Annotated in this window: 10 protein-coding genes; 2 read left to right on the top strand and 8 right to left on the bottom strand. The window is 61.1% G+C overall.

The window, feature by feature from the left end:
• Both RSO01_RS42200 and RSO01_RS48015 read right to left on the bottom strand, forming a co-directional pair.
• Positions 1-1,981, bottom strand: a 1,981-nt coding sequence (locus RSO01_RS42200) for a calcium-binding protein (protein WP_373867994.1), incomplete at its 3' end; no start/stop codon positions are given.
• Between the two features lie 1,609 nt (positions 1,982-3,590).
• On the bottom strand, positions 3,591-3,821 hold the full coding sequence (locus RSO01_RS48015; RefSeq protein WP_170303777.1) for a hypothetical protein: 231 nt from the start codon (positions 3,819-3,821) through the stop codon (positions 3,591-3,593).
• 702 nt (positions 3,822-4,523) lie between these two features.
• Between RSO01_RS48015 and RSO01_RS42195 the strand changes: the two genes are divergently transcribed.
• Entirely contained in the window at positions 4,524-5,012 is a 489-nt protein-coding gene (locus RSO01_RS42195; protein ID WP_147156611.1) for a response regulator transcription factor, read from the top strand.
• A 146-nt stretch (positions 5,013-5,158) separates the two neighbouring features.
• Here RSO01_RS42195 and RSO01_RS50130 read toward each other — a convergent pair whose 3' ends face one another.
• From RSO01_RS50130 to RSO01_RS42180, 4 genes are all read right to left on the bottom strand, one after another.
• The gene (locus tag RSO01_RS50130) at positions 5,159-5,443 is read right to left on the bottom strand and encodes an integrase core domain-containing protein (RefSeq protein ID WP_218037629.1); all 285 of its coding nucleotides are present in this window, start codon (positions 5,441-5,443) and stop codon (positions 5,159-5,161) included.
• Between the two features lie 146 nt (positions 5,444-5,589).
• Positions 5,590-6,174 (bottom strand): hypothetical protein, encoded by a 585-nt coding sequence (locus RSO01_RS48660; RefSeq protein ID WP_218037628.1) that lies wholly within the window; start codon positions 6,172-6,174, stop codon positions 5,590-5,592.
• 802 nt (positions 6,175-6,976) lie between these two features.
• Positions 6,977-10,669, bottom strand: a complete 3,693-nt coding sequence (locus RSO01_RS42185) for a CHAT domain-containing protein (RefSeq protein WP_147156610.1) — start codon at positions 10,667-10,669, stop codon at positions 6,977-6,979.
• The gene (locus RSO01_RS42180; protein ID WP_147156609.1) at positions 10,666-11,760 is read right to left on the bottom strand and encodes a ComEC/Rec2 family competence protein; all 1,095 of its coding nucleotides are present in this window, start codon (positions 11,758-11,760) and stop codon (positions 10,666-10,668) included. Before RSO01_RS42180 ends, RSO01_RS42185 begins: the two co-directional genes overlap by 4 nt.
• 176 nt (positions 11,761-11,936) lie before the next feature.
• On the opposite strand from RSO01_RS42180, the gene RSO01_RS42175 reads away from it, so the two are divergent.
• Positions 11,937-12,362: a hypothetical protein gene (locus tag RSO01_RS42175; protein WP_147156608.1), complete on the top strand. Its 426-nt coding sequence runs from the start codon at positions 11,937-11,939 to the stop codon at positions 12,360-12,362.
• Between the two features lie 269 nt (positions 12,363-12,631).
• Here the strand turns inward: RSO01_RS42175 and RSO01_RS42170 are convergent, their stop codons facing one another.
• Both RSO01_RS42170 and RSO01_RS42165 read right to left on the bottom strand, forming a co-directional pair.
• The gene (locus tag RSO01_RS42170; protein WP_147156607.1) at positions 12,632-13,102 is read right to left on the bottom strand and encodes a DUF5681 domain-containing protein; all 471 of its coding nucleotides are present in this window, start codon (positions 13,100-13,102) and stop codon (positions 12,632-12,634) included.
• Between the two features lie 13 nt (positions 13,103-13,115).
• A complete protein-coding gene (locus tag RSO01_RS42165; protein WP_218037627.1) occupies positions 13,116-14,534 on the bottom strand; it encodes a site-specific DNA-methyltransferase in 1,419 nt (472 codons plus the stop codon).
• Positions 14,535-15,035 lie beyond the last annotated feature (501 nt).

The following is a 15,035-nucleotide window of genomic DNA, read 5'->3' as shown; positions in this document are numbered from 1 at the left end:
GCAACACCGAAAACGTGTCGACGAAATCCTCGGCGCCAAGCGTCGCTGGCCCGTTCTCGAGAATGAAGTAGCTATCGGCCGCGCCGAAGTAACCATTATCGTCGATGTCGACGGCCAGCCGAGTTTGGTTGCTCGCGGCATCGTGGAACCACACCACGTCCACCAAGCCATCACCGGCAAAAGGAAACTGCAGGCCGGCATTCCCTGACGGATCGACCGTAAAACTCTGTGGCATCTCGTTCAGGACAAGAGGCTGAAAGGATGACGTTACCAACTGAAGCCAGTCACCGCCGGCGACGCCACCGCCTTCGAAATCCTGGATGACATCTGGCGCAGTCGGTTGCGAATCTCCTATGCTGACGTTGAAGACAAAACGGTCATTGCCGAGGCCGCCGCTTAAGTCATCTTGGCCACTGCTGCCATAGAGCGTGTCGTTGCCGCTTCCACCGTCCAGCACGTCGTTGCCCGATCCTCCGTCGAGTGAGTCGGCATCCGCCCCGCCCTCGAGTATGTCAGCACCGCTGCCACCATAGAGACTGTCGTTGCCGGCATCCCCTTGCAGCCGGTCAATATGGTCTCCACCGTCGAGCATGTCGTTGCCGTCGCCACCCTGGAGGGAGTCGTCACCATCACCACCGTACAGGATGTCGTTATCCGCGCCGCCACTCAGCGTGTCGTTGCCTTCCTCTCCACTCAGGTAATCGCCACCCGCTTCACCGAAAAGAAGATCGCTGTCGTTGCCACCCCGCAGGGTGTCGCCTCCCGTGCCTCCGTAGAGCGTATCACTACCCGACTCACCAAAGACGACGTCCTCGCCGCCATTAGCATGGAGGACATCATCTCCCGCCAAGAGGTAGAAGGTCTCAGCGTTATTTCCTCCAGCCAAATTGTCCGGATCCTCCACCGACGGCGTTCCACGGATGACAGAGAAGTTGTCGTTGAAATCGGTCGGGGCTAGCGCAAACGTGCCGTTGTCGAGATAGATCAGTTCGTCCTGCTCACTCCATGCCCCATCGTCATCGACATCGACGGCAATGACCGTAGACCCGCCAACATGCTGGTAGACGACATCGGCAAAGCCGTCTCCGGCGTTGGGCAACACCTGTCCTTGAGTTCCGCTACCGTCGGGCAAATCGAAGGTCTGGTAACCGTTGAAGGCAAGCGGCAAACCACTGCCAACGACCAGGTCGATAATGTCATTGTCTGTTCCGCCGGTGCCCCCGAAGTCAGTTATGTGATCGGACGTCGAGGGAGAGGTGTCGCTCCTGGGAACTCCCCGGTACACAATGAACAAGTCATTGCCAGCGCCTCCCGTCAGCGTGTCGCTTCCAAGACCTCCAACAAGAGTGTCATTACCGTCGCCCCCGAGAAGCGTATCGTCGCCTTCGCCTCCGTCGAGTTCATCGCCCCCTAGTCCGCCTTCGAGAATGTCGTTGCCAAGCCCGCCGGACAGTCGATCCACATCGCCGCCGCCCTTAAGCGTATCTCCGCCCCCGCCGCCTTCGATGACATCCGCCCCGTCCAGCCCCTCGATTATGTCAGAGCCGCCGCTCCCCTTGAGGTCGTTGTTACTCGCGGAACCTTTGATCAGGATGCCCGTACCTAAGGCTGTCGCATCGACATCCTCGAAACCGATGGCAATGCCCCCTCCGCTTACCTGGTCAGCCCCATCGGAAAGATCGACGTCGACCGCCGCTTCCAGGCGAAGGAGGTCGCGACCCGCACCACCGTCTTGGACAGAATCGGCCGGATCGTACAGCAATGTATCGAGGTCAATGCCACCGTAAAGTTCATCGGCCCCCAGGCCGCCATCTAAGTAGTCGTTCCCGGCATCTCCAAAGAGAATGTCATTTCCGCCGAAACCGACAATCGTGTCGTTGCCGCCATCACCATGGATCTCTTCGTCGTTCTCAGGCGTTCTATCCGGGAAACTGGAATCAATGAGATCACTATTAGTCGTCCCGTCAATGCGATCGGACATGATGGCCCTTCCCCCGTGACCAGTTGCTAACGCAGCCAGTTGACGCTACGCAGTACTTCTACGCTCAGTGATCTTGGACATTGCAGAAGATGGCGTTCGCCCGCCTACTACCTTGCGGGCCAGTCCGTAGGCGTCGATCAAGATCAGGTGCTTGCATGCGGCTGCAACAGACTGTCGCAACACTTGAAGCGCAGGGTGAAGGAATACGAGCTGGCGCCGGTTAATGCCGACGCCACATACGTATGAAGAGCTCCCGGGTCGGTAGAACTCGACATTCTCCCCCCCAATGTAGCCACGGCGGGTAAGTAGTTGTATCTCTACGTCCACCCGCTACCAGTATCATATACAACTAAAGGATGAGTGTTGGATACTCGCTAATTGGAGGTACCACCTCGGCTAGCTTGCTATTTGGACGCCCTGTCGCTTCCAAATCACATCAAGAAGGTCCGCCTGAATATGCCGCTTGCGTTGGTGAAGCCGAACTTGCTCGTAAATCACGATTGGTTTGATTTCGGCGGCCTTGAGATCCGTGAACCCATATTTTACGCCGCTGCCAACCACCGTTCTCCGACTTGTGGATCTGATCGAGAGTCGGTGGCCACCGGTTGCGACCTAAGCCGTTCCCCACTACCTGGCGCTCTTGATGGTCGCCATCATGCCCGCCTTCCTTGTTCCTCTCGCTACGCTGGAAGAGTTGGTGGGAGGATTCCCTCAAAGCGAACGTTTCGCATCACCCAATTGGGGGATGCTTATAACGTTCGAAGCGAGCAAAGGGGTGACAGCAGCGCAATTGGCTCGCGTGGCCCTAATTCGTGTTGCAGCGGCAACTGCAAATTGCAGCCAGGAGAGCCCGCCTGCTTTTGGGCCATTTCTAAAGTGTGTGAATGACAGCTATGAAAATCCGAGGCCCCTAGTGCAGTGGCCAATGGCAGCATCAACGTCTGCCGAGAGAACTGCTGTGGGAGTAGGCGCCGAAATTGCGCCTCTTGTCGTTAATCACATCCGACGTCGGCCATTTTTCGCTTTTTGTGCGCTGACGACCGGCTCCTTTCTACTTTCGGGGGGAGCGTCTTGGCCCAGGCGATCGGGACCCGCCACTAACAAGGTGCCAATGCCATCACAGGCCAGCCCGAGCAGATTATCGCGACCACTAACACTGAATGGCGCGCGCTTTGGGGGCGTGTCGGTAGTCCTCCGCCTGACATGTTTGAGCCAGGCCGTACTAACGCCGTCGACTGAGGTCTGCACTGGGTGCTGTGGCTGCTCGGCGATTTCAACGAGGCCGCGCCCGTCGACGGGTGATCAACCACCGGCAAGATCGGAAAGAACCGGCGACTTTGCAGTCACGATCGGATTACACGTCGCCTCACCTAAGGCACTAGCTCCATGACTAGAGAAAACTCTCGGTCATGCTTTCTTACCTGAAAACCTTGGGGGCGGGGAAGTGCGCCGAGCTAGATCGGCAATGCGCTTGGGTCCTCGCTTGGCATTGCGCAGCCAAGAAACACCGCGTCTAGTTCCTGCTGTTTAAATGGCACATCCTCGAAGCCCAAATCGATTCCACGGGCAAACAGGGCTAGCGGTACTGTTAGCCAACCCCGATGAATAACTATTGCCGGGTCTGGGCGCGGGACTGGAGCTGAGCCATGCAGACACGCCTTCCTTCGTCGGTGTTGTCGTCGCTCTTTACCTCGTAGGCAAGAACCCCGAACTGTTTCGTTCGGACGTCCGGGTAGAGCTGAACATCCAGGGTGCATTGGCCCTCTTGGTAACGCCACCGTTTACCAGGTGGGCGGTCCTCCTCGCTGGTCGGCGCGCCCAGCATGGCACGCAGCTCCATCTCGCTCTTTCCGGCAAGTGATAGCGTCGGCCTGCCCGGGCGTGCCGGTGGTTCGTCCGATGCTGCCGTAGCAGCGGGGAATACCGGTTCGTCCGAAGGCGGTGGAGGGGCGACGGCCGCTGCATCGGTCGTCGATGCGGGGGGCGTCGCGCGTGGCCGCGTCGAGGTAGTTTTTGCAGGCTGAGATTTCCGCGCTGCCGGCTGGGACGCCGTTAATCTTAGAAAGTCGTCGCGCATGTTTCGTGGCGCCTCGCAGCCCGCCAAGAGCAACAAGCCGACCCCAACGCTTCGCGTTATCAGGTTCCTGATCGTCATACCACCTACCACCCACAAGCAAGACAGCACAAAAGGCGCCGCTTGTCGCGGGTTGGAGTTAATGGAGATATCGCAAGTCCGTATGCTTCACGTGCGAACCACGTCAGGAACCGATTGAGGACAGGCACGTCGATGGGGCTGATGGTCGGGCAGAGCGAAGGTTTGCCCATCTCCTGGTGGTGATTTACGCGACAGACGACTAACCGTTGGGCGCCGATCGAGACAAGGATTGCAGGATTAACCGTATCGGTTGATCGAACCGTGCTAGACGCAATCACTGAATGGTCGCATTACATCTCTTGCAATCTGTGTAGGGTACCGTCTTCCTGGGAATAGACCCGCCCCAGCGGTTGCAATCTCAGATGATGAAGAAAGCCGCCTTGCGTAATGCCCAAAACCATTAAGTTGCTAGGAAATTCCAAGGCAGAGTCAAACATAGACTTGCAAGTGCCTCTTCCCTCCTCCCCGTTGACGGTTCACGCTGAGGAGAGTGAAGCGGATCTCATCCACGTCCTTATTGTCGAAGACGATGAGAACTACCGCGAAATTGTCAGTAGCGAACTGGCATGGCACGGCTTTGCCGTTAACTGCTTTGCCAATGGCGACGCGCTGCTTGGCTCACTCGATGCCGCCGCTGAAGCCGATGTCATCGTCCTTGACTGGAGGCTTCCGACCATTTCGGGCATCGACCTACTACTCGAACTACGGCAGTGCGGCGTGAACGTGCCACTTGTGTTCCTGACGAGCCACGCCCAACCGGCAAACGAGCAACTCGCCTTCCAATACGGTGCGCGCGGCTTCATCGACAAGACACGAGGTGTCGAGGCCCTGGCCAGTCGCCTCAGGCAGGTGGCTCAAGCTGGCAAGCACTATTGAATGGAAAGATCCCGTGCGGTTCGAGAGGCGGCAGCGGGACCTGGTGACGCTCGCACAGTTGGGCACTTCGGCGCGTGCTACAGTCAAGGCTGTTTCGGAGTTCTCTAGGGAATGTTGGAGCAGAAGGAGGCCGTCCCTGCCGAAAACTACGTCCGGCAATATTGATGGTGAAGCCCACCGAGGATGGGCTGAGCAGCGAGCTGGCCGAGCCGTTGGACAGGCCGACCGTGCGGTGAATCCTTCCTCAGGGACAGATGCGTTCGGAGTTCGTTGCAGTAGCGGGCGTAGCCCGCAAGGATCCGGCGCAAATGGCCCTCGCCGAAGACGACGATGTGATCGAGGCATTCCCGGCGGATCGAGCCGATCAGTCTCCCCGCATGCCCGTTCTGCCAGGGTGACCTCGGCGCCGTCGGGTGATCGCGTATGCCCATGGCCGCAAGACCCTTTGTGACCGCCTGGCGGTAGCATCGGTCACGGTCCCGGATCATGTAGTCTGGTGCTTGTTCCCAAGGGAACGCTTCTGTGATCTGACGGGCGATCCAGTCCGCCGTCAGATTTGCCGTTACGCTCAGGGAGATCAGTCGCCGCCGCTCGTGCCTAGGACGACCAGAACGAAGAGCAAGCGAAAGCCGACCGTCGGCACTATCAGGAAGTCCATGGCGCCGGTGCCAGCCACATGGTTGTGCAGAAAGGTCTTCCAGGTCTGCGAGCGCCCTCGCCGACTCCTCGCCATGTACTTGGCGACCGTCGACTGAGCGACTTCGATCCCTAGCTTGAGCAGTTCGCCGTGGATGCGCGGCGCGCCCCACAGCCGGTTGGCCAGGCTCATCTCCTGGATCAGGCGCCGGATCTCGCCGGGGATCTTTGGCCGACCGCCCCGAGAGCGCGACTTCCAGGGCCAGTACAGTCGGAAGCCCGTCCGATGCCATCGAATAACGGTTTCCGGTTGGACAATCGTGACGGCGTTCAACACCGACGGAAACAGGCGATAAAGCCAGACAAAGACCAATCGGTCGGCGACCGCCAATTTCGGCGTCGAGGGAACGCGCCGGCGCAGCACGTTCAGCTGATGCCGCAGCAAGACGATCTCGGCTTCCAGCCGCGCCTTCGTCCTGAACGGCGAGACCACGACGTGGAGAAGCAAGCTCAGGAACGCGATCATCGAGGATCAGCCTACCTGATCTCGCCCGTCACGCCAGCGCGGACGGAGTATTCAGTAAGGACAACCCCCTTTGGGCCAATGACAACGAGGCGGGGCACTCAGTCCCCCTCGGATCTTCTTGTCCTTCAGGCTCATCACGTGCGGAGCCGGTTAAGGCCCTGCGCAGATGACCCAACAAATCGTCATAGAAGTGAAGCCTCGGCCGTCGCGCGTTTGGGGCCAATGCTAGATCCCGACGGCGCTGCATAACGTGAGCCGACGCACCCCCTCATCGTGGGGCGCATCGTGCCATAGGTGCGCGCACTGGTACCAAGGGCCACCAACTCGATCTGGTTGTCTGGTTGTCTACGACGTCGTCACCGCTGACTGGTGAAGCAGCACGTCTATAGCGCCAGCCTGGTTCGACGAGCAGGGGCTGGGCGTTCGCCAGCAACTAGAAAGGCCTGCTTATGGCTCGCGCCGCTCATCTACTTCGATATCGTGCTCAACTCTGGCGCCGAAGAGACATGCCGCGAGGCAGGGGTTCGCAAACGTTTGCGCTAACGCCTCTCCAAACGTTTTGCAGTTGCGAAATCCTGATCGGCTTTGCCTAACTGGCCGCCGCCAGTGACGGCGTAGACGGGACATCAGCACCTGCATCAGGGCTCACCATCGTCGCCACGAACTCCTCAACATCCGAGGGGCTCAGCGGAAGTTCGCGTCGTGCGTGGGCGAATTCTCGCCGGCGTTGGCAACGCTCGACATCATTTGCCGAGCCTTCGCACGATGTTTGGAAGGCAATCCGTTTTCTGTCGCTTTTCACTCACGCGCCGATGAGGATGAATGGTGCCCAAATGCTTGCCAAGTGACCGCCGCGTGCCTCGACTGTCGTGTCTACGTCCTCGATGTCGACTTCGGGAAACGCAGGGAGTTGGGGAACGGTGCCCACCGCCTTGCGCCGCATGGCACTCTGGCCCGGCGCAACCGGGCCACCCAGCGCACGATAACGTTCAGCTATCTGTGCGCCGGACAGCATTCGCATCTCGCGCTGGGCCAGGGCCAGCGCCAACGCCGGCGCGGTCCCCTTCTTCACCCGACGGTGAAACCCGACCATCGTTACGCAAGCGGCGGCATCGTCAACCGGCCAGAGCGAGACTACGCACCGCCTCACACCCGCGGCCAGCAGTCCGCGCGCCAGTCCAATGAGATCACCGCCCTGTGTTGTGGTGCCGCGACCGGTGTCGCAAGCGCTGAGAACAACGAGGTCGGCGTTGAACTGCAACCCGATTAGATCAGAGACGGTAAGCTCGCCGCGCTCCGCCAGGACGATCGACGAAGTGTTCGGCGCGATCTCGTCGAGCCGTCCATGCGTCGCCAAGTGGACGAGCGCGCGGTCGCGCATCAGCGGGCGCAGCGTCTCCTCTTTTGCGTTGGCAGCCAAGAAGATGTCGGGCGTGTCGTATATCCGTGCCACGGCATTTGCTTCCACCTCCGCGCCCGGCAAACGTTGCAGCGTCGGATGCTCAGCCGGATCGAAGGCAGGATCGCCGACGACCAGAGCCCCGCCCGCGGCAAGCGGTCGATCCATTGGGCCTCGCGCGATCAACCCCGCTGCCGGAAGATAAGAGATCACGTGAGTTTCGCCTAGGGGCGTGCCGCGGAACGGCAGCACATGAAACGGCACCGCGTTGAGCGCACCAGACGGAACGACCAGTACGCGCTGCTGGGCCGCTAGTATTGACGCGAAAGGCTTCAGCAGGATCGCGGCGAGTTCGTCGGCCTCGGGCGAAGGTGTACCCGCGGCGCAGGCGCGCACCAGCCGGCTCGCTAGACCCTGAAGGGTTCCGCGCTCGATCCGCCCCTCGTGTGCGATCACGTCAGAGGCAGTCATCGCAAACGCGACGTAGTCGCGTCCGACAACCTGGTATTCGAGCAGGCAAGCGTCGGCCGGAAGGCGCTTCTGCACATCCTTGGCGGTAACACTTTGGGCACGGCGCGCCTCGAGAAGGGCGGCTTGCTCCCCGGGCGAAAGCGCGGCCTCGCTCTCAGCTAGCGCGCGCTCCGCGCCGGCAAGCACTTCCGTGCAATGCAGCACGTTGGCGGTCCCCAGCAAGAGCGCGGCCAGAAGTCGCTGGTACGCCGTCGCATGCTCGGTTGCAGATTGCTGCCATTGTTGGAACGCGCCCGTTCCCTTCCGATCAGCAAGGGCGCTTGCCGGTAACACTGGCGGCAGGGTGAGCGCGCGATGCCGTTCAGAGACTTCGAAAGCGAGCGCACGTTGCGCAGCAGCAGTGTCCAAGTCGCGCTTTCGTTCTGCGGCGCGCGCGAGGCGCAAATGGATACGGGAGGCAATTAAATAGAGCTCCGCGGCGCCCACGTCGTCACATGCCGCAACGCGATCGGCGTCGCGTGGGAGCCGGTCGATCATTCCTTGAAAGTCGACGATCGCGCGCGATACGAGCTTGAGCGCCGTATCGCCATCGCCGCCCTCTATGGCGGCCTCGGCACGATCGGCGTCATCACGCCAATCCGTTCCAAGCTTTTCGCGCGTAGTCGCAAGTATTGCAAAGAGCCTCCGAGCAGCCTCGTGGTCACCAACCTGAATCGCGAGCTTCGCCAGTATCGAGTCCTCGACCAGGCGTTCGTCCAACGCAGTCTTCAATACGGTTCGTGCCTCCGCGCGTCTGCCCCACGCATTGAGGATGAGTATTTCTAGCCACCGGTTCTCAGGGCCAGCCTTCGCGCTGCATTCGAGAGCGGTTCGGTACCAAAGCTCGGCCTGGGTGTCCCACCCCAGTCGCTCGACCTGCCGCGCACGCATCAACGCAACGAGAGGCCGGGCCCTCCGAAGCGCGTCGCTCGTCACCGACGAGGCCAATTCGAGCACCTTCTGATCAAGCCCGGCCCCCTTCGTAAAGTCCGCCTTGTATGCGGCCTTGGCGTCCTCGAGCGCTTTCATGGGGTCGGACGATAAGAGTGCGTCGGGAGCATGAGCGATTTTGGCCACATTGAGTAGGGCATTCAGGCGTTGCTCACCGCGCTCGATCATCCGTATGCCGATCTCGCCGGCACCGGTTACGCCCGTCGGGACAGTCACAAGCCCCAGCGTGAGTTGAAGATCCTGCAGCCAAGTATTGTCATCCCCCGCCGGGGCCTTCGGTGCCGGCAGTAGATCAAGCGTCTGCACCTGTCGAACGAGCGCGCGGGTGGTGAGGTTTCGGCGGGTGTCGAGGTGCGCCAGCGCCTCCGGGATAGTCCACCGTGGTACAGCGCCATTCTGTGGAAGAAGATAACTGGCCAACCGAAAAGCGACCTCCGCCCGGTCGAACTCGCTTGCCGCGACAAACTTCTGTCCGCTCCGTTGGAGCAGTCGCCCCAGCCCTGTACAGTAGGTGAGACTTCCTCGTTTCGTGGCCCATGCCGCGATCTCGGCGACTGGGCCGTGTACGGGTCCCCACTCCAGCGGCGCGATCTGGCGCACAGCAGTCAGATCGCCGCGAGCAATATCAGAGAGCCAGCGATGCACAGTGGCAAGGTGGACGCCGGCGGCGTCGCCAGCTTCCTGGCAGGCGCGTTCGCACTGCATCAGATGCTCGCGCTGAGCGTCGAAGTCGGCTGCGCGCCCGGCGAGAAGCGCTCGCCGCAGACTCACCGCAGCGTTCGCGCGTGGTGCGTCCGATTCCGCGAGTATCACTGCGGCCTGCTCGTATGCCTGCATCGCGGCCGTATTAACCGGTATCGGCGGTGCAGCGTCCGCTGCTCCATCAGGTAGTACGAGGCCCAGCGCTTCCGGTGTCGAACCGGGTGTCGCCCACCAATCGCCTTCGAGCATCCAGGTGTTGGCGACGCCGACTACGTCGCCGGCTTGCATGCAGTATCCGCGGAGCTGCGTGAGCGCCTGCCGTGCCTCCTCGCGGTGGCCTGCGCGTTGTTGAAGGTCCGCCTTCGCGGCGAGCGACCAGACTACAGACGTCGGCGCGTTTACTTTTGCCGCAACTACCGAGAAGTTGTCGAGGCTCTGCAAGGCAGCCGGAAGCACTTGGTCTAGGAGAGCGAGCGATTGGCGCGACGCGCCGGTTATGATATCGCGGAACGTAAGAACCATCCGCGGGCCGTACGCTGCGCAGGCCTCGACCAGCATCGTTTCGGCGTCGCCGGAAGCGACACTGTCGATGGTGGCGAGATTCTCCCGCCACGACGGGGACATCTCCCCGCCATCGTTGCCCGGATACCAATTTCGGTCGAGCATTTGCGCCCACGCGCGGCATGCCCGCGCGCGCCCCGCAATCGTTGCGTCGGCGTCGGCTGGGAAGGTGTCAAGAAGCCGTAGCGCCTCACGCGCCTCGCCAACGGAGAGAGACGCATAGACGGCCCACATTAGATATTCCAGCCGACGCTCTGGATTCTCCCGCGCAGCGGCAAGCGCCGCCTCGCGGGCCGCCCCCGGCCGCCCGCGCCGCTCCTCGGGGATGATCGACGGCAACAGTTCGCATGGATTGGGCCACGCGATCGTCATTGCTTTGCCTGGAGCTCGATCAAGACCCCCGGTCCGCTCTTGGAATCGGGCAGGCGCGTGGTGAATCGATACTTTGCATGCAGGGCCGGATCGCTCCAGCGCTGGGCAGTGTCGGATGCGTAATTGAACCAGATCGTCGGCTGAGGTGCCGGGCCCGTCGCGACCCGCGCCAGCGCGATGTCGTCGGGATGGTGAAATCGCTCGCCATTGGTGGAGACCACATAGTGTTCGGCTGGCGCGACTGCGAGCAGATTTGCCGTCACGTTGCCTTTGCTGCAGTGATGCGGAAGTTTGAAGACATCGAGTTCGATGGGTCTGCCATCACGCGAATTGGCGAGGGAGGTCAGCGCGGCACCGAGGACCGAAGAGAACGCATCGGCGGCAAACAGACATCGCCGGCCCATGTGCTCAAGAAGAAAGGCAATGCTGCTTCCGTTGGCGACCGACTGGTCGCGCGGCGTGTCGATTGCGGCCAGCGTCGCGAGGTTGTCAAACGGCATCGCAACCGCAGGTTCCTGGGGTCCATCGGATTCGCCTCGCTGCAGCCGCAGAAGGTCGGTCATCCAAGTTCTGCGCAATGATGCGAGCCGGCGCGGAGTAGGTGAGAGCAGCGTTAGCGTAGGCCCGCCAGGGATCACAATGGTCTCGAACATGCCGTCACCGCGAGTCATCACGGCGGCGCCCCCAAATGACGCATTCCAGGGCAGCTTGCGCGCGCCCTGCTGGCCTGTCAGCAATTCAACAAGTTGCTCACCCTCCGCGACACTTCTTGAGCGCATACCGTTGTTGTCGGGCAACTGCTGAAGGCCGTTGAACCATAGGTCCTTAAAGCTGACATCTAGATTGGTCGCAGCAAAGAGAGGAAGCATGCCGCCGATATGGTCAGAATCTATGTGCGAGACGACAGCGAGATCGAAGACAACAGGCCCAGTGGCCGAGAGCCTATCGATACGATCGCGTAGCAACGGCCATGACCCCGGCATGCCACCGTCGATTAGTAGCCGCCACGGTGGGCCAACCGGCCGGGTGCATTCGATCCAGAGGCAGTCTCCACGTGCGGCAGGCAGGACGTCGATGCTGATGGCGGTCATGGTTCCCGTGCGCCTTTAGCCGCTGTCTCCTGATCCCGTCTCGGATTTGTGTGGAGAACTCTCATGACATCGTGGGTGGCCGTGCTCGATACTTCTGTGGCTCAACCCACAGGGATGGCGCCCAGAGATGCAATCGTCATACATCCAGCGCTGGAGAACAAGGTGGATTAGCCCCCTTGCCGCAGTCCTCGGCATGCGAGATGACGCCTTGGGGCCGCGGCGCACAAACCAAACTCGGCACGCAGGGTTTCAATCTCGCCGTCGCCAAAGTCACCGGGCAGCAGCCCGGCTGCGAAGTCTTGTATGAAGTGCAATTTCGCTTCATCGACCCCAACCCGGGGAACCCAGCATTGCCGCCCTCGAAGATTCTGACGATTGTGTTTAGCGATTCCGAGGACCAGCTCACCGACCCACTGCGTGCCGTTCTTCCACTGCCTGCCGGTCCAACCTTGTCGCCGGCACGCAGTGCCGTACGCGAAGCGATGCTGCGCCAGTGTTTTCGCGCGAGCTGGCGGGTGCGCGCTGTGAACCGGTCCAACGTGACCTCGCATTGGAGTCCGTTCGGAACGCAGGGACCAGCGTCGAGCGGCGTCGACAGTTAAAGCCAAATTTGATGGAAAGGCGGCTTCTGCCGCCTTTCTTTCTGCCCGCAAGATGGCACCAGCGACTGACGATGCACCGGATTTCTGTCCTCGGGGACACGTTCCAGTCGATGGGGTGCATTCGAAGGTCCCCTTAATAGCGGTCGCCGGCGGCCAACTAGCATGATGGGAAGTCATCGAATTCAGCGCCCGACCGGCGCGGTATTGTTGGCGCCCACGGCGCGGCTGCACACGAATGTCCGTCGGCAGTCCTCAGGCTTGCCGATGCTTCAGAGCACCGGCTGGCCACCTTCATCGTCTTCGTGGTCATCGAACACTATGCCCTCCATGAGCTTCTTCTTGGAGAACTTGGCCGCCTCCTCCTTGGTAAACGTGAACAGAGGGCGATCACCCATCAGCTCAGCCAGGGTTTGATGAGGGGCAATGTGCTTATGACCGAGGTCAATCAACATTTTGGCAGCGCGGAGGTCACCCTTGCGCACCATTGCAAATAGCATCTCGATAACCGCTTCTAACCTGGTCATCTTTCGCTGCTTGCCGTTGACATGCACTTTAATTTCTTCCGACAAGCTTCGGCGTATGATGCGGCTGACTGGCATATGCGCTTCAGTCGCCCTTGGTCGCCCTTTCGGATTGCCGGACTGCCCCTTCTTGAACTGCGCTTGCTTCGGCGGCTTACCGTAGCCGACCTGATACGAGTCGGGGCTCGCTGCCTGAGGCTGATCTTTCTGTTCGCTCATGACTGTTCGTTCCTCACGCGGCGTCTGCAGGGCGGACCACCGTAGCGGCCACCTCGTCGAAGGCTTGGCCCGTCTCGGCATGAACCGCCCTCTGGCCGGTCAGTGCCTGCCAGCGACTGACCGCGGCATCGACGTAGTGCGGGTCAAGCTCGATCGCTCGGCCAACTCGCCCGGTCTTTTCCGCCGCTAGCAGGGTCGTACCGCTGCCGACGAACGGATCCAGCACTATTCCGCCGCGCGTCGAGCAGTCCTTCAGCGCATCGACCACCAGCGGCAGCGGCTTCACCGTCGGGTGGGTGCGCAGGTCGTCCATTCGCCCACGCTTGAAGGTGTTCACTCCAGCGTAGTCCCAGACGTTGGTGCGATAGCGGCCCTTCTCCCCTAGCCCAAAGTTGTTGATGTGCGGGGCACTGCCCACCTTGAATACGAACACCATCTCGTGCTTGGAGCGGTAGAAGGTACCCATTCCGCCGTTGGTCTTGTTCCACACGCACACGTTCTTGAGCTCGTAGAGCTCGCCGGCGGCGTTCAGGACCTCGCCTATATGGCGCCAGTCCATGCAGATGTAGTGGATAGCCCCGTTCAGGCTGTACTGCACCGCCTGAGCCATGAACGAGCCCAAGAATTCGGTGAACTCGGACGTTGTCATTTCGCCCGATGCCATAGCGAAATTTTGATGGCGCACCGAGCCCAGACCACAGACGTGGCCGTCGATGCCGACGTTGTACGGCGGGTCGGTGAACACCATCTGGGCGCGGTCCTCACTCATCAGCTTCTGGTAGGAGGCCGGTTCCAGGGCGTTGCCGCAAAACAAGAGATGCTTGCCGAGCTGCCACAAGTCGCCGGGCGCGCTCACCGCCGGGCGGTCGCGTTCCAGCTCCGGCACAACCTCCGGCTTGGCCGCTTTGACCGGTTTGGGTGCCTCTAGGCGGTCCAGGTCGATCGTATCGAAGCCCGTGACCTCGAAGTCGAAGTCAATGGCGAGATCCGACAACTCCTGCAGTTCAACCCTGAGAAGCTCTTCATCCCAGCCTGCCAGTTCAGCCAGGCGGTTGTCGGCCAGCGTGAAGGCGCGCTGGAGCCCCTCAGTCAGGTGCTTGACCACGATGGTCGGCACCTCCTTGAAGCCAAGTCGCTGGGCGGCTCTCAGGCGGCCATGGCCGGCGAGAAGGACTCCCTTCTCATTGATGACAACCGGAATGATGAACCCGAACTTACGCACGCTGGCCGCGATTTGCTGCACCTGACGGTCGCTGTGCGTGCGGGCGTTGCGGGTATTGACGATAATGTCTGCGACCGCGCGCGGTTCGACCATCGGGGCGAACGGCTGGACCAAAGCATTGGGCTTGACCCCACGGGACCCCGCCTCGCCGACCACAGGCTTTTCGATCTCAGTCTGATCGGTCGGCTTGAGCTTCTCGTCTTTCGACAACTTAATCACAATGCACCTTCCATATGTCTGCCCCTTTCCACCCACGTTTGGGTGAAGATCGAGGCGTTGGTGCCGGGCGTCGGACCCTTAGCGCCGGCTTCTTGGCAAGACATACAGGGGTGGTTTTGGAAAACACGGCCGCCCAGCCGGAGTGGCTGAATTCTGCCTCAGGCCTGTTTTCCGCCGGATCGGTGCGCAATGGCGACACGGCTGCCATTGAGAGGCAGGGGCTGGCGCGGATGGTACCCTTGAGTGCCTCAGAGAGGGTTGTTCAGCTCGAACTTTGAGCTGGACGCCCTACCGCCCCGCCCGCCTTGCCGCCAGGTGAATTGGCCATCTGGGAAAGGCCGTGGTTCAGACCATGCTAGCCAGCGCTTTTCGGGGCGCAAGAGCCGCCCGCCATTGGATTAATGCAGGTTTCTCGAATCGAGCCATCGAGCCGGACGTCCCGGAAGCGCCGGCCCATCGCCGCGCACTTGCCCGACTGCCCACCTGCTCGGA

Source organism: Reyranella soli, assembly GCF_007992495.1.
Lineage (GTDB): Bacteria > Pseudomonadota > Alphaproteobacteria > Reyranellales > Reyranellaceae > Reyranella > Reyranella soli.
This window is presented reverse-complemented; position numbering and strand designations above follow the sequence as displayed.